This is a genomic window from Pleomorphomonas sp. T1.2MG-36 (assembly GCF_950100655.1).
Lineage (GTDB): Bacteria > Pseudomonadota > Alphaproteobacteria > Rhizobiales > Pleomorphomonadaceae > Pleomorphomonas.
In genome coordinates, this window is the sequence record NZ_CATNLY010000006.1 from 1 (window position 1) to 19611 (window position 19611).

The 19611-nt window shown below is 62.5% G+C and carries 12 protein-coding genes; 5 read left to right on the forward strand and 7 right to left on the reverse strand.

Annotated features, from left to right (window positions below; translation table 11 throughout):
* Nucleotides 1–1610: 1610 nt before the first annotated feature.
* Both QQZ18_RS06545 and QQZ18_RS06550 read right to left on the reverse strand, forming a co-directional pair.
* Complete coding sequence (locus tag QQZ18_RS06545; protein WP_284539326.1) at nucleotides 1611–2012, reverse strand: terminase small subunit; 402 nt, start codon at nucleotides 2010–2012, stop codon at nucleotides 1611–1613.
* Nucleotides 2013–2015: 3 nt separating this feature from the next.
* Nucleotides 2016–3074, reverse strand: a complete 1059-nt coding sequence (locus tag QQZ18_RS06550; RefSeq protein WP_284539327.1) for a hypothetical protein — start codon at nucleotides 3072–3074, stop codon at nucleotides 2016–2018.
* Between the two features lie 889 nt (nucleotides 3075–3963).
* Between QQZ18_RS06550 and QQZ18_RS06555 the strand changes: the two genes are divergently transcribed.
* Nucleotides 3964–4380, forward strand: a complete 417-nt coding sequence (locus QQZ18_RS06555) for a hypothetical protein (RefSeq protein ID WP_284539328.1) — start codon at nucleotides 3964–3966, stop codon at nucleotides 4378–4380.
* A gap of 285 nt (nucleotides 4381–4665) precedes the next feature.
* Nucleotides 4666–6276, forward strand: a complete 1611-nt coding sequence (locus QQZ18_RS06560; protein ID WP_284539329.1) for a P-loop ATPase, Sll1717 family — start codon at nucleotides 4666–4668, stop codon at nucleotides 6274–6276.
* A gap of 217 nt (nucleotides 6277–6493) precedes the next feature.
* Here QQZ18_RS06560 and QQZ18_RS06565 read toward each other — a convergent pair whose 3' ends face one another.
* Nucleotides 6494–7756 (reverse strand): TCR/Tet family MFS transporter, encoded by a 1263-nt coding sequence (locus QQZ18_RS06565; RefSeq protein ID WP_284539330.1) that lies wholly within the window; start codon nucleotides 7754–7756, stop codon nucleotides 6494–6496.
* A gap of 1181 nt (nucleotides 7757–8937) precedes the next feature.
* Between QQZ18_RS06565 and QQZ18_RS06570 the strand changes: the two genes are divergently transcribed.
* Both QQZ18_RS06570 and QQZ18_RS06575 read left to right on the forward strand, forming a co-directional pair.
* Complete coding sequence (locus tag QQZ18_RS06570) at nucleotides 8938–9207, forward strand: BrnT family toxin (protein ID WP_284539331.1); 270 nt, start codon at nucleotides 8938–8940, stop codon at nucleotides 9205–9207.
* The gene (locus tag QQZ18_RS06575; protein ID WP_284539332.1) at nucleotides 9170–9424 is read left to right on the forward strand and encodes a BrnA antitoxin family protein; all 255 of its coding nucleotides are present in this window, start codon (nucleotides 9170–9172) and stop codon (nucleotides 9422–9424) included. The genes QQZ18_RS06570 and QQZ18_RS06575 overlap by 38 nt, the downstream gene beginning before the upstream one ends.
* Before the next feature lie 1009 nt (nucleotides 9425–10433).
* On the opposite strand, the gene QQZ18_RS06580 is transcribed toward QQZ18_RS06575, so the two are convergent.
* The 3 genes from QQZ18_RS06580 to QQZ18_RS06590 form a co-directional block, all read right to left on the reverse strand.
* Nucleotides 10434–11066, reverse strand: a complete 633-nt coding sequence (locus QQZ18_RS06580; RefSeq protein ID WP_284539333.1) for a hypothetical protein — start codon at nucleotides 11064–11066, stop codon at nucleotides 10434–10436.
* A gap of 101 nt (nucleotides 11067–11167) precedes the next feature.
* A complete protein-coding gene (locus tag QQZ18_RS06585; protein ID WP_284539334.1) occupies nucleotides 11168–13897 on the reverse strand; it encodes an EAL domain-containing protein in 2730 nt (909 codons plus the stop codon).
* Nucleotides 13898–13920: 23 nt separating this feature from the next.
* Complete coding sequence (locus QQZ18_RS06590) at nucleotides 13921–14829, reverse strand: FecR family protein (protein WP_284539335.1); 909 nt, start codon at nucleotides 14827–14829, stop codon at nucleotides 13921–13923.
* A gap of 1244 nt (nucleotides 14830–16073) precedes the next feature.
* Here QQZ18_RS06590 and QQZ18_RS06595 point away from each other — a divergent pair.
* Nucleotides 16074–18161, forward strand: a complete 2088-nt coding sequence (locus tag QQZ18_RS06595) for a methyl-accepting chemotaxis protein (protein ID WP_284539336.1) — start codon at nucleotides 16074–16076, stop codon at nucleotides 18159–18161.
* Nucleotides 18162–18970: 809 nt separating this feature from the next.
* On the opposite strand, the gene QQZ18_RS06600 is transcribed toward QQZ18_RS06595, so the two are convergent.
* The gene (locus tag QQZ18_RS06600) at nucleotides 18971–19564 is read right to left on the reverse strand and encodes an ABC transporter ATP-binding protein (protein ID WP_284539337.1); all 594 of its coding nucleotides are present in this window, start codon (nucleotides 19562–19564) and stop codon (nucleotides 18971–18973) included.
* Nucleotides 19565–19611: the final 47 nt, after the last annotated feature.

The window sequence follows — 19611 nt, forward strand, 5'->3', positions numbered from 1 at the left end:
GTGGAGAAGGTCGACCGTCATTCGCTCCCGCAACGAGAGCTGAGAGTAATGTTGTCCCATCGCAGCAACACCTTACCAGGTGTTGCACTTCAATCGTGAGTCCAAGGAGGACCTCGGGCAGAATGAAACGAGCGGCCGATATAGGGCTCCATGAACCGAGGGAGATTGATACGACCCCCTCGCTCTACCTTCCTGAGGTCCTCGCCTTCGCAAGGATGACAGCGTGATAGGAGCGGGAGATAGCTGGAGTACGCGAGGAGAAAGCGCTGCGCCGCAGCATGCCCGCGTGACGCAAAGCGGCGAAGCGCCCTTACAGCACGCCAACCCGACGACGTAGCGCCCTCACCTAACCGATTGCCGCATATATCAAAACTGTCATCCTTGCGGAGGCGAGGACCTCGGGCAGAATGAAACGAGCGGCCGATATAGGACTCCACGAACCGAGGGAGATTGATATGCTCCGCTCGCTCTAGCTGCCTGAGGTCCTCGCCTTCGCAAGGATGACAGCGTGATATGAGCGGGAGATAGCTGGAGTACGCGGGGTGGCCGCTCGAAGCGGCATGATGCAGCAGCATCGCAAAATCACGGCGCGATGGAGAGATCAACCCACCTAACCGATTGTAAAACCTATATATAATNCCTGAGGTCCTCGCCTTCGCAAGGATGACAGCGTGATATGAGCGGGAGATAGCTGGAGTACGCGGGGTGGCCGCTCGAAGCGGCATGATGCAGCAGCATCGCAAAATCACGGCGCGATGGAGAGATCAACCCACCTAACCGATTGTAAAACCTATATATAATGCTGTCATCCTTGCGCAGGCGAGGACCTCGGGCAGAATGAAACGAGCGGCCTATATAGGGCTCCATGAACCGAGGGAGATTGATACGTCCCCCTCGCCTTACCTTCCTGAGGTCCTCGCCTTCGCAAGGATGACAGCTTGATAGGAGCGGGAGATAGCTGGATGACGCGAGGAGAAAGCTCTGCGCCGCAGCATGCCCGCGTGGCGCAAAGCGGCGAAGCGCCCTTACAGCACGCCAACCCGACGACGTAGAGCCCCCACCTAACCGATTGTAAAACCTATATATAATACTGTCATCCTTGCGCAGGCGAGGACCTCGGGCAGAACGAAGCGAGCGGCCGATATAGGGCTCCGTGAACCGAGGGAGATTGATACGACCCCCTCGCTCTACCTTCCTGATGTCCTCGCCTTCGCAAGGATGACAGCGTGATAGAAGCGGGAGATAGCTGGATGACGCGAGGCGGCCGAATGAGATGGCGCGACGAAGCAGCGTTGCCGGATCAGCGCTTGATGAAAGCGGAAGATAGCTCGAGTTCCCGGGATGCCCGCTCGAAGCGGAGCGATGCAGCAACATCGCAAAACCACAGCCCGACGACGTAGCGCACCCACCTAACCGCTTGTCATCCCCACATATAAGGCTGTCATCCTGCGCGCACGCGCAGGACCTCGGGCAGAACGAAGCTCCTGGCCGATATCGCGCTCCAAGAACCGAGGGAGTCTGATATCTACCCCGTGCTCTACCTTCCCGAGGTCCTGCGCCTGCGCGCAGGATGACAGTTTTATATAATCGAATCATACGGATACCCGCCCTCACTCCCCCTCCTCCGCCAATCTCTTCCGTGCCCTCGTCAGCCTCTCCCCCAAACCTTCCAGCCCCTTCACCCGCACCGTCTCCTCGAACGCCTTCACCCCGATGTGCTTGCCGATCAGCTCCAGCCGTTTCAGCCGATCGCTCAGCCGCACCTTCTTCACGAACCCCACCTGCTCCCTGGCATTGCCGCGGCCCTCGAAGCGCTCCTCGATCTCCACGCCCTGGATGAGGCCCTGCCGCCACACCTCCGGCCATTCGTCCACCGGCTTCAGCCGCCCCTCGCCGTCGTAGAGGTCGGCGATGTCGGCGGTGGCTTCGTCGACGAGGCGGCCCAGCAGCCAGCCGGCATCCACCTTGCCGACGGCCGGATCGCCCTCACCCTTGTTCCCCTTGCGCGGCACGGATCACTCCTCGTCTGTCTCGGCCACCCTACCCTCGTCGGGTTTGCCGCCTTCATCGCCCCGGCCCAGCACCAGCTTGAAGCCGCGCTGATAGCCGGCCGCCTCGATGCGCACGCCCGAGCCCTCGATCCGCTTCCGGAGCAAACACAGCTGCGTCTTGAAATACTTGCGCGCCGTCTCGTATTCCGGCCCGCCGTCGAAATCGTCGGCATACATCTCGCCGATGATCGCCTCGCCGGTCACCGGCTTGCCCTTGCCGGCCCAGACGCGGACAAGGATCGCCTCTTGCTGCGGCGGCAGCTCGTAGGCGCGGGCGATCAGGTTGGGCGACAGCACGGGCGCCAGCCCGCCGCAGCACGGGCAGGTGACGCCCGTTTCCGCCTCCGGCACGGCCTCGGCCACCGCCGCCCCCCCCATCACCGGCGCATCCGCGCCGAAGCCCGGCAATCGATCCCCCAGGCGGATGTTCTCGATGCGGTCGTCCAGCGTGTCGCCGTTCCTAGGCAGCAGCACGCGGTCGGTGCCGCCGAAGTGCCAGTTCCACACCAGATAGCGGCGCATGTAGCGGATCACGTTGGCCCGGCTGCCGCCCTGGATGGTCCAGATCGGCCCGTCGTCGATGGTCTTGCGGTAGAGCTCACCGCCCGCCTCCGGCCGCCGCCGACCCACCGGGTCGCGCCAGTAGAGCCGGCCGTTGTCGCGATAGTCGAACAGCGCTCTCGCGACCTCGCGGCTCATCTGCACGGCGGAAAACCAGGTGTTGGGCACGCCGCCGTCATCGAGGCGCGCCTCCACCGCATTGGCCGGCCCGGCCCGCCGCTTGCGCGCGGCGGCCGCCTTGGTCGCCACGGTGACGCCGGGCCCGGACACCCGCACCGCCGCCGCCCCCGCCTCGGCCTTGACGGCCTCCAGCAGACCATTCTCCGCCAGCGCCCGGTTCAACGGAAAGCGGACGTGCTCCATCCCCCGCCCGCCACCGGACGACCAACCGCCATCCCGCTCACGCTCGTACTCATCCGCACGCCCACCGGCGCGCCTGTCAATCATCATGTCATCTGCCATGCCGGCTCTCCCGAAAAGAGCCGACGGGCGCGTCGTGGGGCAAGACATAGGTTGACGGCTAAAAGTTAACGACGGAAGGGAGGAAAAGGCGCGGGATTCCGGGCGTTCTCCGCCACGCCGCAGCCGCCAGCATCGCCAATCCGTTAACAGCCGAGGCGGAGTTGCGGCAGCCCCCCCTCTCCCTGATCCCTCTCCCACAAGGGGCGAGGGGACGCTTGGCTTTGCCGACCCATCATACGCGTTCCGCTTGATCCGGACTCATCCAGCTCAAGCGGGTTTCGGCCTGACCGGCCGGCGCCCGGTCGGGCGCTTCCGCTTCCCGTCAGGTTCCGGCCGAAAGGTCGAAACCCGACGGAAACGGTATCACTTGGGCAAACCGAGCCTTCCAGCCATGGGTAGCCCCAAACCGCGTCCCCTCGCCCCTTGTGGGAGAGGAACCAGGGAGAGGGGTGAGACGCCGCTATCGCGCCCCGGCGCATCCCGTCATCACCGTCTACCCTTCACGTGAGTATAGGAAACGGGGTGTTGGGACGGAGATTCATTGCGACGGGGAGAAAGAAAATGACTCGGAATCCGGGGTTTAGGAGAGAGGGGGGTGGAGACGGGACGGAATGAGCAAAGCTCTGTCATTGCAGCAAATGCTTATAGTCCCGTAAGAGGCAGAAGACTTACAGCCTATATAGCCCCTTGCTTCGCTCCGCTCCCAAATGGAAAGCGAGAGACGCTATGAACGAAGTAAGCGGACCTGCGCTCGAGCAAGTCCGCCACCATCCAACTACCTAATGGCCGGTCGGGCGCGCCCTGAACGCGAAACTCTCGCCTTTGAGTTGTCTTGGGGAAACAGTTGTGAAATGCTTCCTCGAATCAAAACTAAAAAGAGGGAAGCGCCATGGTTCGGAAGGCTTTTTTTGCTTATCCTGCAGCGCCAGCGGACTTGGCATCGACCATCAAAGCTGCCTGTGAGCGGACCCAAGGCAAGGCGCTGGATGTACTCGTTACAGGCTGGCCTCAAATGGAGGTCTTCGGCGACAGTATCGCCAAACAGGTGAGATCGAGTATTGACGCATCTGACGTGCTAATTGCTGATATCACCGTTCCTAATCGCAACGTGTACTATGAGATAGGATATGCTGTTGGCCAAGGAAAACCTGTAGCCCCAGTGCTCAATGTTTCTTTCCAAGACGCCACAAAATACATCCAACTCGATGGTTTTTTTGACACTATTGCGTACCAGACATATGAGAACTCAAATCAATTACTAGATATATTCAGAAAATTGCCCTCAACGAAACTGGTTGAGCTATAATCAAAACAACTAAACACAACACAACCTTTATATTTAATAGACACGGTTAGGAAGACTGATTTCCGCAATACAGTAATATCGGCGGTCAAGGATGCAAAGATTTTCTACAGAAGTTTTGACCCAATGGAGACCTATAGGTTTTCGACAATAAATATAATTATGGAGGTTTCCGCATCCTCAGGGGTACTAATACCTTTATTATCGGATAGTATCGACGATGCAGCCAGGCACAACCTAAGAGCCGCCTTCTTGGCGGGACTTAGTCACGGCATGAATAAGAGAACAATGATCATTGAGTTCGGTACGCCGTCTAGTTCGCAACCGGCGGATTTTCGCGACCTTGTTGTCACGTTAAATAGCGAAACTGATATTTTTGAGAAAGTGAAGGAATTCTGCGGTTTGGCTCTGCTCGCTACTCAAGAGCCGCAACCCAAGCGGCGGCGTTCCGCGAGCAAGCTTCAAGCCTTGTCGTTGGGGGCGTCCGCAGCAGAAAATGAATTCCGGTTGCTTGAGAATTATTTCGTCGAAACCTCAGAGTATGTAAGGACTCTTCGCGGAGAGGTGTCGGTCGTATCAGGTCGAAAGGGTTCCGGGAAAACCGCGATATTCTTCATGGTCCGAGATGCAATCCGCTCGAAGAAGTTTACGTCTGTTACAGACCTAAAGCCGGAATCTCATCAGCTAAGCCTTTTTAGGCAAGAGTTGCTCAAGCTTTTGGACATCGGCGTATTCGACCACACACTTGCGGCTTTTTGGTATTTCGTTTTCCTTACTGAGATGCTCTTCACTATACAGAGAGAAAACAAGTATAAACTCCAGCACGACCCAAGCGCTTTATCCTCACTTTCAGATATTGAGGACGTACTTCAGGAATTCGGCATAATTAACAGCGGAGACTTCACTGCTCGAATAAATAGACTAAGCAAAACGATTTTATTCGAAATTAGCTCAGCCAAGACACGTAACAAGCCGCTTTCACCCGAGAGCTTAACGAACATAGTTTTCAGAGGCGGCATCAACAAAATAAAACAGCTAATTATCAAAAATACAACACCAAAGACAAGAATAGTTTTGCTGTTCGATAACATAGACCGAGGATGGCCAACTCAGGGCGTCGAAGAATTCGACGTACGAATGATTCGGCTTATGGTTGAGTCACTCGAGAAAATTCGAAGAGACCTACATAATGCCGACAGAGACATGTTTAGTGTCGTTTTCCTAAGAAATGACATTTATGAGTTGCTTGTAGAACAAACGCCAGATCGAGGAAAAGTTGGACAGATACGAATTGACTGGAACGATCCAGTCAAGCTTAGAACCGTTATATTGAAACGCCTTCAAGCTTCTACGGCCAGAGAGGGCGATGCATTCTCATCTCTGTGGCTCGATTATTTCGCCCCCACCGTTGGAGGAGTCGATTCCTTTGAGTATTGCGTTTCCCACTGCCTGATGCGTCCGCGTTTCCTGCTTACCATAATTGAGAACGCAATCGCCAACGCGATAAATCGTAGTAATACCATCGCCTCTGAAGACGATATTGCGGACGCGGTGAAGCAACACTCAAACTACTTAATTTCAGAATTTGGATTTGAAATTCGGGACGCATCTGGCCTTTCAGCGGATATACTTTTTGAACTCATTGGCCTCCCAGAGATTGTATCGAAAGAGATGGTCTTGGAACGCTTCTCTGAGGGCGGGATCCCAAGGGATAAGCTTGAACACGCGTTTCAGTTGATGCTGTGGTATGGCGTAATAGGTTTTGTCAAGAAAGATGGTGATAACAAGTATATATACGACTATGACTATAGTATGAAACGGCTAGCAGCCGAGATGCGTCACATCGCCGGCGAGCCACAATACTCCATAAACCCAGCATTAATGGCAGCAATAAAATAAAAAGGGGCCAAAGGCCCCTTTTAGTCTGTTCAGGTCGGTAACTTCAGAGAAGATTACATAACGATCCCCGATAAAGACTAGTTTAACTAACCACAAGCGCTATCGGCCAATGGCAATGAAAACAACATATCACGATCAAATAGGGTGTCAATTTGGGCGGTAGAGATAAACCCTTCAACCGGTTTTCGATTCGTTAACATTTAATTGAGAATACCCCTCACCTCCTCCGCCCCACCATCACCATCGCCACCGCATACACCGCCACCACGCTCAGCCACACCGCGCCCGGCCACGTCCCTCTCACTACCGCGTAAAAGCTCGAAAAGCCCAGCGGCGCCACGATGGAAGCCAGGCTCAGCGCCGAGGCCAGCACGCCCTGGAACTGGCCCTGCTGGCTCTCGCTCACCTGCCGCGTCGCCATGGCTTGCAGGGCCGGCACGCCGAGGCCGCCGAGGGCGAACAGCGGCATGATGGCGAACACGATCCAGCCCTCCGTCGCGAAGGCCATGATGACGAGCGCCGCCATGGCGCCGAAAAGGCCGGTGAGGATGGCGGCGCGCTCGCCCAGCAGCGCCACCGCCGGCCCCGGCAGAAAGGCTTGCGCCAGCGTCTGGCAGACGCCGAAGGCGCCCAGCGACAGGCCGATCATCATGCCGTTCCAGCCGAACACGTCGCCGCCCCACAGCGCCCAGCTGGTGCCATAGGCCTCGCCGGTGGCCGACAGCAGGAAGAAGATGGCGATCAGCGGCCACAGGCTCTTCACCTCGAACAGCCAGCCGAACGGCTTCAGCGGGTTCAGCGACGCGAGGTCGAGCTTTTCGTGGGCGCTTCCGCCCGAAAAGTTGCAGACTTTTCGGACCAAGCGGAAGCGAGAGAAGAAAGACCGGGAGCGCACCTCCGCTCCGTCAGGAGCGGCTGTCGCGACCGGCTCGCGGGATTCCGGCAGGAAGACGAGCGCCATCAGGAGGTTGACGCCGTTGAGCACGGCGGCGGCGATGAACGGCAGGCGTAACAAGTGGTCGCCCAGCGTGCCGCCCAGCACCGGCCCGACGATGAAGCCGATGCCGAACATGGCGTTCATCAGCCCGAAGCGGCGGGCGCGCCTGTCGGCCTCGGTGATGTCGGTGATGTAGGCGGTGGCCACCGACACGTTGGCCGAGGTCAGCCCGGCGATCGCCCGGCCCAAGAGCAGCAGCGTCAGGCTGCCGGCGAAGGCGAGGAAGACGTAGTTGATGGCGGCGCCGGCGAGCGAGATCACCAGCACCGGCCGCCGGCCGATCCGGTCGCTGAGCGAGCCCAGCAGCGGCGCGAAGGCGAACTGCACCGCCGCGTAGAGCGCGGTCATGATGCCGATATAGGGGGCGACGTTGCCGGCGTGCGTCACCTCGGCCAGCAGCGCCGGCAGGATGGGGAAGATGAGGCCGATGCCGACCGCGTCGAGCAGGATGGCCGCGTAGATGACGATGAGAGGTCTGTTCATGGCGAAACTCCCGAGCACCATCCGACCGGAGCGCCGCGCGGCCCGATCGGATGATGCCGAATAGACCGGGGACCGCTGGTGGCGGATGCCCAGGCACAAGGCGCCAGACGCAACGCTGCGCATGGCGGACGGATGGAGCCTGATGGTTCAGGCGGTGATGTCTGGAAATCGCTGGTCGATCCGCATCGGATGGAAACGGACCGCTTGTGCCTGATCGCCTGGACGGGGAGTCGTCCACCTGTTTACTCCGCCAACGGGCGGATCAAGGGAAGCGATCGCTTTTCGCGATGGCGAAGGGATACGCCAAGGTTGGTGCGGAGGCAAGACGGAGAGGGGCGGTGCCGGGTGGCGTGGTGAACGAGGGGGCTATGGATTTCCCGCGCCTCTTTCTGGCTGGGATTCTCTGTCTGCGCGGGGGAGGACGGTTTGATGGGAAGGGAGCGTCACCTAGCAGTGGTGCGATGGTGGCGAAACGCTGAAATACCATTTCATATCAATCAACTGTCATCCCCGCGAAGGCGGGGACCTCAGGACAAGATCACTCCTCGGCCGATATCACGCTCCATGAATCACAGACGCCCTATAGTTCCCTCACACCCTTTCCGGCCTGAGGTCCTGGCCTTCGCCAGGATGACGGCTTGATGGGGGCGGGAGCTTAGTTTCGCAGCGGCGCGATGGTGGGCGACGCACTGAAATACCGTTTCATATCAATCAACTGTCATCCCCGCGAAGGCGGGGACCTCAGGACGAGATCGCTCCTCGGCCCATATCAAGCTCCATGAAACAGGGTGCCCTATAGATCCCCCTCGCCCTTTCCGGCCTGAGGTCCTGGCCTTCGCCAGGATGACGGTTTGATGGGGGCGGGCGCCCTATAGCTCCCCCTCGCCTCTTCCTGCACGAGGTCCTCGCCTGCGCAAGGATGACAATTTATATAGAGGGAACAGCGGGATAAGCGGCGCGCGAGCTCATCCAGCACATCGCCTGCCTCAATAGCAAGCGACAACCCCGCATCCCGCGAACAACGCTCTATCTATTTGTTTTATATCCATTTCCTGTCATCCCCGCGAAGGCGGGGATCTCAGGACGAGATCGCTCCCCGGCCGATATCACGCCCCCCTCACCCCAATTTTCGTCCCTACACAAATGTTGCCGCGCATCCTTTTTTGTAGTAACAAAAATTCATGCAGATCGAGTTCGATCCCGTCAAGCGCGCCACCAATCTGGCAAAGCATCAGATCGACCTCGCCGAGGCCGAACGGGTGTTCGAGGGCGACACGCTGACGATCGAGGACGATCGCTTCGACTACGGCGAACAGCGCTTCATCACCATCGGCCGTCTTGCCGGACGCATGATGGTGATCGTCTGGACCCCGCGCGGCGCGGCCCGTCGCATCATCTCCTTGAGGAAAGCCAATGACCGCGAACAGGCCGCCTATTCCCCCCGGCTTTGATCCCGACGAAGCGCCCGACCTCAGCGCCCCCGAGTGGCAGGAGAAGTTTGCCACCGCCAAGGTGCAGCGCGGCCGGCCGAAAGCGGAAAGCCGCAAGGTATCCACCACCATTCGCCTCGATGCCGACGTGATCGCCGAGTTCCGCGCCAGCGGCGAGGGCTGGCAGTCACGCATCAACACGGCGCTGCGGGAATGGCTGGAAAAGAAGCGGGCGTAGGAGGACGCTCTTTTCTGCCGGAGATCCACCTTGAACTCGCGTGCGAGTTCAAGTGACCTGCGCAGAGGAGAACAGCTTAATGGGGAAGGGAGCGTCATTTCGCAGTGGCGCGATGGGTGGCACGGCGCTGAAACACCGTTTCATATCAATCAACTGTCATCCCCGCGAAGGCCGCTTGCATTCGCGGGCGAATGCAAGGTGGACCTCAGGACGAGAAGGTGCATCGGCCGATATCAAGCTCTATGAAGCATGGGGCGCCCTATATGTCTCTCTCGCCCTTTCCGGCCTGAGGTCCTGGCCTTCGCCAGGAGGACGGTTTGATGGGGGCGGGCGCCCTATAGATCCCCCTCGCCTCTTCCTGCACGAGGTCCTCGCCTGCGCAAGGATGACAATTTATATAGAGGGAACAGCGGGATAAGCGGCGCGCGAGCTCATCCAGCACATCGCCTGCCTCAATAGCAAGCGACAACCCCGCATCCCACGAACAACGCTCTATCTATTTGTTTCATATCCATTTCCTGTCATCCCCGCGAAGGCGGGGACCTCAGGACGAGAAGATGCCTCGGCCCATATCAAGCTCCATGAACCACGGACGCCCTATAGTTCCCTCACGCCCTTTCCGGCCTGAGGTCCTGGCCTTCGCCAGGATGACAGCTTGATGTGAGGGAGCCCTATAGTTCCCTCTCGCCTCTTTCTGGCTGAGGTCCTCGCCTGCGCAAGGATGACAATTTATATAGATGGAACAGCGGGATAAGCGGCGCGCGAACTCATCCAGCACATCGCCTGCCTCAATAGCAAGCGACAACCCCGCACCCCACGCACAACGCTCTATCTATTTGTTTCATATCCATTTCCTGTCATCCCCGCGAAGGCGGGGACCTCAGGACGAGAAGATGCCTCGGCCGATATCGGGCTCCTTGATCCACGGACGCCCTATATGTCTCCCTCGCCCTTTTCCGGCCTGAGGTCCTGGCCGATATCACGTTCCATAAATGCACTCCACCACCACTCAAGCGCGAGGCAAGAAGACTCTCAGTTTTGCCATCGCCCAATAGCCCGTACCGATAACGACGGATATGAATGGTATAACACCGTAATCGCGGGCTAAAATCCGGGATGCGGCATACAATGACTTGTACTGATCACTGCCATCCGCTCCATATCTCATGATAGATACTTCATACAAACAACATATGGAAAAGCCAATCAACGCGATTGCTATGAATCTCGCCTTGGCATTCTTTCCCTCACAGGCACCGACGATCATTGTCGAGATTGAAATGGGAGCCATGGGAAGTGCGCACAGGAACAAGGCCGACCATGTGAAGGCATATAGGGTGAGCGACGTGGGAGCCTCGCACGCACTCGGCTTCAGCAGGGAGACGTCGCACAGCAGCGATGACACGGAGAGCATGTATTCGGAGTATGGAAGGAACGCCAACAGGACGAGATAGAGTACGCTATAAATGACGACGTGAATGATACCCAGAAATAACAACGCACTATGTTCGCCATCGCGAATAAAGGCAGCTCCCAAAACAGACAGAACGATCCACGGTATATAAAGGTATGGAAAGGATGCGCAAACGATGGCTACCGAAGCAACCGCCATAACCACATAGGTCGTTACTCTATACATCATCGCGCTGAGCTCGATTCATTGCGAGGTGAAAGGCTTGCATGGCGCGATCGGATCCGCAACCGGCCTGAAAAGACCACCGGTCATCCTTCGGACGCTCCCCCCTACCCCACCGCCGCCGCGCGTTCCCTTGCCAGCATCCGTGCCAGCACGGCGTTGTCCACGGGGGCGGAGAACAGGAAGCCTTGGCCGATGTCGCAGCCCAGCGCCTCCAGGGCGTCGCGCTGTTCGGGGTGTTCCACGCCTTCGGCCACGGTCTTGAGGCCGAGGCCGCGGGCCAGCACCACGACCGATTGCAGGATGGCCATGGCGTCGGCGTCGCCCGGCACGCCGTCGACGAAGGTCTTGTCGATCTTCAGCGTGGTGAAGGGGAAGCGGTGGAGGTAGCCCAGCGAGGCGTAGCCGGTGCCGTAGTCGTCGAGCGCCAGGGCGATGCCGCGGGCGCGCAGCCGGTCGAAGGCGTCGCTCACCACCGGGTCGGCGCCGACGAAGGCGGACTCGGTCACTTCCAGCTCGAAGCGGCTGGCCGGCAGGCCGGAGTGCTCCAGCGCCGCCACCGCCATCGCCGGCACGTCGCCCGACTTGAGGTCGTGCACGGACACGTTCACCGCCACCGGAATGGGCCGCGCCCAGGCCGCCGCGTCCAGCGCCGCGCGCTTCATCATCCAGCCGGTCAGCTGGTGGATGAGGCCGGTTTCCTCGGCGATGGGAATGAACACGCCGGGCGACACGTCGCCGAGCGTCGGGTGGCGCCAGCGCATCAGCGCCTCGGCACTCACCACCGTGCCGGTGGCAAGGTCGAACTGCGGCTGGTAGGCCACGCGCAGCTCGTCGCGCTCGAGCGCCGAGGCAAGCTCGCTCTCCAGCATCAGCCGGCGCACCAGCCGCGCCTCCATCGACGCCTCGAAATGGGCGATGCGGCGGCGGCCCTGCTTCTGCGCGGCGTTCAGCGCCAGGTCGGCCCGGCGCATCAGCACGTTGAGGTCGCGGCAGTCCCAGTCGGCGCCGGCCACGCCGAAGCTGGCGCCCACGGTCACCCGGTGGCCGCCCACGACGAAGGGCCTCGCGAAGTCATTGAGCAGCGCGGCCGCCAGCTCGCCCGCCACGTCCAGCCCGTCGGGGCAGTAGACGGCGAACTCGTCGCCCCCCATGCGCGCCAGCGTGCCCGCGCCGCCCACCCGCGCCTCGGTCCGCCGCGCCACCTCCATCAGCAGCTGGTCGCCGGTCTTGTGGCCCAGGCTGTCGTTGACGGTCTTGAAATGGTCGAGGTCGAAATAGATCAGCGCGCCGCCCACCCGGATGGTCGCCTCGGCAAGGCCGGCCCGGTTGGCAAGGCCGGTCAGCTCGTCGTGCAGCGCCATGTGGCGCAGCCGGTCGGCCGCCCGCTGTCTCTCGGTCACGTCGCGCAGCGCCACCGACACGCACATGCGGTTGATGCCCTGGCGGAAGGCGCCGCCCTCCAGCGGGAAGGCCACCACGGAATATTCCACCACCCGGCCCCGCAGCTCCACCGAGGCGTTGGCGCTGGCCCGGCTGCCGTCCGGCCGGCGCACCGCCGCCACCACCTCGGGCAGCGGGGCGGGCAGGTCGGCCACCCGCAGCGGGCAGGCCTCGCCGAAGCCCAAGAGGCGCGCCGCCTCGCCGTTGATGCGCACCACCGCGTCGCGCTCGTCGATCAGCACGATGCCGTCGAAGCCGTCGTCGATCACCCGCTCCAGGAAGCGGCGGGTGTAGACGGTCTCGTGCCGCGCCACGGTGAGAAGCGCCCGGCGCAGGCCATATTCGCGGATGAGCACCAGCGCCATCAGGCCGGCCATCGCAACGAGCGGCATCGCCGTTTCCAGCACCAGCGCCGCCGACACCTGCGCCGTCACGGCCGCCATCTCGGTGAGGATCGCCAGGGCGGACAGCGCCGCCAGCGCCCGCAACGCCGGCAGCAGCGACAGTCCCAAGGCCAGCGCCATCAGCGGCAGCGCCAGGGGCAGCGCCGGCAGATGGGTTAGGTTGCGGCCCTGGATCAGCGTTTCCGAGGCCATCGCCACCACGTCGGCGCCGGCCACCACGCCCCAGCGCGGCACCAGCAGAAAGTCGTGCAGCTCCAGCGCCCGCGCGCCCACCAGCGCCGTCTTGCCGGCCAGCAGCCCCGGCGTCACCCGGCCATAGAGCACGTCGGAGGCCGACACGTGCGGCAGCGCCCGGAGATCGACGGAATAGTCGATGGCGATCGTCCCGGCGCCCTCGGGCGCCCCGGCGATCAGCGCCGGCAGGGCGTCCAGCCGCTCGCTGCCGATGGTCATCCGGGCGGGAAAGCGGCGCACGCGGCCGTCCTCGTCCAGCGGCACGTTGACCAGCGCCGGCCAGCCCTCGGCGGCCAGAAGGTCGATCGGCCGGTTCAGCACGATGCCGGCGTCGTCCGCCGCCTTGTTTTGGCGGAAGGCGGCCAGGAACACCGGCACCTCCGCCGCGCCGATCGCCTTGGCGAAGGCCTTGTCGGAGGTGGGGTTGGAGCGGGCGCTGAAGTCGATGTCGAAGGCGATCTGCCGCGCGCCCAGGTCTTCCAACTGTTCGACGAGGCGGGCGTGGATCGTCCGGTCCCACGGCCACACGCCCACGGCCTCAAGGCTCTTGCCGTCGATGTCCACCATCACCAGCGACTGGCTCGGCGCCCGCGTGCCGGCCTCGAAGCGTAGGTCGGTCAGCCGGCCGTCCAGCCGGTCGAGCCAGCCCATCAGCCCGGCGGCCACCACCACCGCCGCCACCAGCGCCACGCGGATCGCCACCTCGGCAAAGAGCGACAGCGGGCCGACGCCGAGCCGCGCCGCCACGGAAGCCATCGCCCCATCGATCCGCCGCGCCGTCACTTCGATTTACCGCCCGCGTTGCTGTTGCCGGAGTTGCCGGCGCCGTTGGAGTTGCCGCCGGCGTTGTTGGAGCTGGAGTTCGAGCTGGAGTTGCCGTTGTTGCCGTTGCCGGAATTGCCGTTACCGGAATTGCCGTTGTTGCCAGAGTTGCCGTTGTTGCCCGAGTTGCCGCTATTGCCGGAATTGCCCTTCCCATTGTTGCCGTTGGCCGCGTTGGCCGCGTTGGCCGCGCCATCAGCCTTGCCGCCGGCCCGGCTGGTCACGCTCTTGCCGGCGCCGTTGGTCGTCTCGGTCAGCGTGCCGTCGGCCGCCTGTTTCACCACCTTGCCCTTGAAGGGCTCGGGCGCGTCCAGCTTGCCGGCGCCGGACAGCGACAGCGGCATCGCCGGTCCGGCCGTCGCCGCCTGCCCGGCCGTCACCAGCGCTTCCAGCCGGTTGCGCGTGTCGATCACCGCCACGCGGCCGCGCTGCACGGTGGTTTCCGAGTAGCCCTCGAAGGTGGAAACGGTGAACACCGTGCCCTTCACCACCGCCGCCATGTAGGGCGTCGCCACCGCAAGGCGGATGTGCTTGCCGGGGTCGACCTCCACCTCGGTGCTGCCGGCGGTCTGGATCACGTCGGTGAAGCTACCGTTCATCCGCTCGGACAGCTGCACGCGGCTGTTGGGGGCGATGGTCACGGTCACGCCCGCGCGCGTCAGCGTCAGCGCGCCCGAGCCGAGCGTCTTCACCGTATCGCCCACGGCAATGGTGTCGCTCGCGCCCACGCGCACCCACTCGGTGCCCGACAGGCGGAAAGCCTTGCCGCTCACGCTCGCAATCTGCCAGTCCTCGGCCAGCGCCGGCCAAGCCAGCACCACGCTGCCCAACAGCGCCAAAGCGCCGATCGCTCCGCCCCAACGCATGGTTGCCCCACTCTTGCATCTTTGCCTAAGAGCATCCCCTCTTTGCCTTGCCCGCTCGTTAACAAAAACAATCAAAACATCGGAGATAGCAAGCATTCCGGCCACCCGCGACCAAGGGGGCGGGAGCGATGGCGACGAGCCGGGGGCGTTGCGAAAGGCGCCCGATATCAAGCGCGCCCCCCATTCTCCGGGGCGCCCGATACCAACCCCATCGCCCCTTCCGGCCCGAGATCCACCTTGCATTCGCGCGCGAATGCAAGCCGCCTACGCAGAGAAGGACAGGCTGATGGAGGCTGAAGACACATCTGCAGCGCGGCACAATCGGGCATGAAGGGCGAGCCGCTCAATGCCAAAAACCGCTATATATCAATCAACTGTCATCCTCGCGCAGGCGAGGACCTCAGGACGAGATTACTCCTCGGCCCCTATCGAGCTCCATGAACCACGGGCGACCTATATGAACCTCACCGCCCCTTCCTGCCTGAGATCCACCTTGCATTCGCGCGCGAATGCAAGCGGCCTGCGCAAGGATGACAATTTATATAGAGGAAACAGTGGGATAAGCGGCGCGCGAACTCATCCAGCACATCGCCTGCCTCAATATCAAGCGACACCCCCCGCATCCCACGCACAGCGCTCTATCTCCTTGTTTCATATCCATTTCCTGTCATCCCCGCGAAGGCGGGGACCTCAGGACGAGATAGCTCCCCGGCCCCTATCAAGCTCCCCTTCCAAGGGCGACCTATATCAACCTCACCACCCTTTCCTGCCTGAGGTCCTCGCTTTCGCAAGGATGACAATTTATATATTGGAAACAGTGGGATAAGCGGCGCGCGAACTCATCCAGCACATCGCCTGCCTCAATAGCAAGCGACACCCCCCGCATCCCACGCACCACGCTCTATCTATTTGTTTCATATCATTTTCCTGTCATCCTCGCGAAGGCGAGGACCTCAGGACGAGATAGCTCCTAGGCCCATATCAAGCTCCCCTTCCAAGGGCGCCCTATACGAACCTCACTGCCCCTTCCTGCCTGAGGTCCTGGCCTTCGCCAGGATGACAGCACGATAGAAGCGGGAGCCTCTCTCACTCACCGAAAGCGCACATACTCCCCCATCCCCACCCATCCGTACTTCCCCCATGGGAACACAAATCTGACCTCCCTTGGCAACTTTACGCTCCCCGTTAACGTCACGTTCAGCCGGTTGTACTCAAGTTTGTATCGCTTCAGCGGAGTTGTGTGCATGTCCTTGAGCCGCCTTCTGTCCCTTTCGATCCTGGTTATCGCCCTGATCGCCTGCGTCATCGCCACGTCCTCGGCCGTGCGCCAGTACCGCGCCCTTGCCGAGGCGGAACAGGGGGCCGTGCGGCTCGCCACGTTGCGCGCGGTGGCCGACATTCCCAACCAGATGAACGGCGAGCGCGGCCTCACCACGCTGCTGGCGCAGAGCAAGTCGCCCGAGGAGATCAAGGCCGCCGCCGACTTCGCCGCCCTGCGCGGCAAGACCGACGCGGTGATGGCCAAGGCCCGCGCCGCCGTCGACGCCGCCACCGCCGACGGGCTCGACGGCGCCGAGGCGCTGAACACGGCGATGACCGGCATCGAGGCGCAGTTCAAGGCCGCCCGAGCGCTGGCCGAAGAGAAGCTCGCCCTCCCCGTCGACCAGCGCGGCGACGCCGTGAAGGCGATCACCGACAAGTTCACCGCCATCAACACGGCGGCCGGCGCCGTCATGGCCACGGAAACGCGCCTCCTGTCGCGGTCGAGCGGCCTTGCCTTCCGCTGGGCCGACATCGCCTCCACCGTCTGGGACCTGCGCAACTACGGCGGCCGCTACGCTGGCATGTTCCAGACCGTGGTCGCCGCCGCCAAGCCGGTCGGCCCCGAGCAGCAGGTCGACCTCGCGCTGCTGCGCGGCCCCACCGACCAGATCTGGGCCTCGCTCGCCGCGCTCGACGGCCTCGAGGACACGCCGGCCTCCTTCAAGGCCGCCCTCACTGAGACCAAGAGCGGCTACGTCGACTATTTCGCCGGCATCCGCGCCGAGGTGGAGCCGGGCTTTGCCGACGGCAAGTTCCCCTATGACGGCGCCGGCTATCGCGGCCGCACCGTGGCCATGTGGGAGAAGGTGATCGCCCTGCGCGACGCCGCCTTCGACGTCGCCGCCGACGCGCTCGCCGCCTCCATCGCCACCAACCGCTCCAATCTCTGGGTGTCGCTCGGCTCGCTGCTGGCCGCGCTCGTCGGCTCGGCCGCCGTGCTCTGGGTGGTGCGCCGCCGCGTCATCCGCCCGCTCTCCGACATGACCGGTGCCATCGGCCGCATCGCCCAGGGCGACCTCGACACCGCCATCCCCGGCATCGGCGGCCGCGACGAGATGGGCGCCATGGCCGCCTCCGTCGAGGTGTTCAAGACCTCGCTGTCGCGCAACCGCGCCATGGAAGAGGAAGCCGCCCGCGACGAGGCCACCCGCCAGCAGCAGCGCCGGCAGGAGATGGCCCGTCTCGCCGACATGTTCGAGGCCACCGTCGGCGGCATCGTCAGCGCCGTCGGCCACGCCTCGGAAACGCTCAGCCTGTCGGCCCGCGACCTCGCCGCCAACGTCGAGGACACCGCCGGCCGGTCGAACACCGTGGCCGCCGCCGCCGAACAGGCCTCGGCCAACGTCGCCGTCGTCTCGGCCGCCGCCGAGGAGCTGTCGAGTTCGGTCGGCGAGATCGGCCGTCAGGTGGCCCAGTCGGTGGAGATTTCGCAGACCGCCGTCACCGAGGCCAACAGCACCGCCGGCATTGTGCAGGAGCTGTCGCACGCCGCCAGCAAGATCAACGACATCATCGCCTTCATCTCCAACATCGCCGGCCAGACCAACCTGTTGGCGCTCAACGCCACCATCGAGGCGGCGCGGGCGGGCGAAGCGGGGCGCGGCTTCGCCGTGGTCGCCGCCGAGGTGAAGGAGCTGGCGACGCAGACCGCCAAGGCCACCGCCGACATCTCCGACCAGATCGGCGCCATCCAGTCGTCGACCGACCGCGCCGTGACGGCCATCGGCTCCATCGCCGGCACCATCCAGTCGATGAGCGACTACTCCTCGGCCATCGCCGCCGCCGTCGAGCAGCAGGGCGCCGCCACCCACGAGATCGTCCGCAACGTCTCCCAGGCCTCCGCCGGCACGGCGGAAGTCACCGCCAACATCTCCACGGTGGCCGCCACCACCCAGAACGTCGGCGACGCCGCCGGCCGCGTCAACGCCCTGGCCGGCGACCTCTCCACCCAGTCGCAAGCCCTCGCCGAGGAAATGACGCGGTTCCTGGCGACGATCCGGGCCGCGTAAGGGGCAATCGCAGACAAGGCAAAGGGCGCGGCCGAGGGGTCGCGCCCTTTTCGCTTGCGGACAGGCCGCCGAGCGAGCTGACGCAACTCCTTGTTTTATATCACTTAACCGTCATCCCCGCGAAGGCCGCTTGAATTCGCATGCGAATTCAAGGTGGACCTCAGGACGAGATATCTCCTCGGCCCATATCAAGCTCCCTGAAACAAGCGAGCCCGATATCTCCCTCAGCACCTCTTCCTGCCTGAGGTTCTGGCCTGCGCAAGGATGACAGCGTGATAGAAACGGGAGCCCGATATCGGCGTTGCGCCCCTTCCTGCCTGAGGTCCTCGCCTGCGCAAGGATGACAGCATGATAGAAGCGGGAGCCCTTTCTGGTCGCCGAAAGCACGACGAAAACGCATCAGAAGCGCACCGCAACTATTTGTTTCATATCAATAAATTGTCATCCCCGCGAAGGCGGGGACCTCGGGACGAGATATCTCCTCAGCTCCTATCAAGCTCCCTGAAACAGGGGAGCCCGATATCTCCCTCAGCACCTCTTCCTGCCTGAGGTCCTCGCCTGCGCAAGGATGACAGCATGATGGGAGCGGGAGCCCTTTCTGGTCGCCGAAAGCGCGCCGGAAACGCACCAGAAGCGCAGCGAAAGCGCACCGGAAACGCCACGCATCTCCTTGTTTCATATCACTTAACTGTCATCCTCGCGAAGGCCGCTTGAATTCGCATGCGAATTCAAGGTGGACCTCAGGACGAGATCGCTCCCCGGCCCATATCATGCTCCCCGAACCAAGGGAGCCCGATATCACCCTCCCCTCAAACCCCCACCACCCTGTCCGCCACCCGCCCCAACAGGTGCGCGTCGTGGCTGATGGCGAGGAGGCCGATGGCGCGCTGCTTCACCACCCCGAGCAGCGCTTTCCAGATCTCGGCCTGGGCCAGCGGGTCGAGCATGGAGGTGATTTCGTCGGCGACGAGGTAGCGCAAATCCGGCGCCAGGGCGCGCAGGATGGTGAGGCGCTGCAACTCGCCGCCGGAGAGTTCGTGCGGGTAGCGGTCGAACCAGGCGCGGCGGACGCCGAGGGCCTGCACGGTCTCCGTGTCGGGCGTCCATGCCTCGCCGACGATCCGCCCCACCGTCCAGCGCGGATTGACGGCGAACACCGGGCTTTGCGACAGGAGCTGCACCGGGTTGAAGCAGCGCTCCGGCGCCGGAGCGCCATCCACCGTCACCGCGCCGGCCGTCGGGCGGAGATGGCCGGCGAGCAGCCGGCCGATGGTCGACTTGCCGCGCCCCGACGGGCCGGCAAGGCCCACCACCTCGCCGGGGCCGATGGCGAGGTCGAAGCCCTGCACGACCAGCGGATCGCGCCGGCCGTAGCGGAAGGAGATGTCGCGCGCCTCAAGCATGAACCGGCCTCCGTGAGAGCCTGGCCCGAAGTTCGCTGGGCCGAGGC

What these genes read in the sequence shown, in the direction of transcription:
- QQZ18_RS06550 (WP_284539327.1), bottom strand. Translation starts at nt 3,074, where the DNA reads ATGGCAGATGACATGATGATTGACAGGCGCGCCGGTGGGCGTGCGGAT.
- QQZ18_RS06555 (WP_284539328.1), top strand. Translation starts at nt 3,964, where the DNA reads ATGGTTCGGAAGGCTTTTTTTGCTTATCCTGCAGCGCCAGCGGACTTG.
- QQZ18_RS06560 (WP_284539329.1), top strand. Translation starts at nt 4,666, where the DNA reads ATGATCATTGAGTTCGGTACGCCGTCTAGTTCGCAACCGGCGGATTTT.
- QQZ18_RS06565 (WP_284539330.1), bottom strand. Translation starts at nt 7,756, where the DNA reads ATGAACAGACCTCTCATCGTCATCTACGCGGCCATCCTGCTCGACGCG.
- QQZ18_RS06570 (WP_284539331.1), top strand. Translation starts at nt 8,938, where the DNA reads ATGCAGATCGAGTTCGATCCCGTCAAGCGCGCCACCAATCTGGCAAAG.
- QQZ18_RS06575 (WP_284539332.1), top strand. Translation starts at nt 9,170, where the DNA reads ATGACCGCGAACAGGCCGCCTATTCCCCCCGGCTTTGATCCCGACGAA.
- QQZ18_RS06580 (WP_284539333.1), bottom strand. Translation starts at nt 11,066, where the DNA reads ATGATGTATAGAGTAACGACCTATGTGGTTATGGCGGTTGCTTCGGTA.
- QQZ18_RS06585 (WP_284539334.1), bottom strand. Translation starts at nt 13,897, where the DNA reads ATGGCTTCCGTGGCGGCGCGGCTCGGCGTCGGCCCGCTGTCGCTCTTT.
- QQZ18_RS06590 (WP_284539335.1), bottom strand. Translation starts at nt 14,829, where the DNA reads ATGCGTTGGGGCGGAGCGATCGGCGCTTTGGCGCTGTTGGGCAGCGTG.
- QQZ18_RS06595 (WP_284539336.1), top strand. Translation starts at nt 16,074, where the DNA reads ATGTCCTTGAGCCGCCTTCTGTCCCTTTCGATCCTGGTTATCGCCCTG.
- QQZ18_RS06600 (WP_284539337.1), bottom strand. Translation starts at nt 19,564, where the DNA reads ATGCTTGAGGCGCGCGACATCTCCTTCCGCTACGGCCGGCGCGATCCG.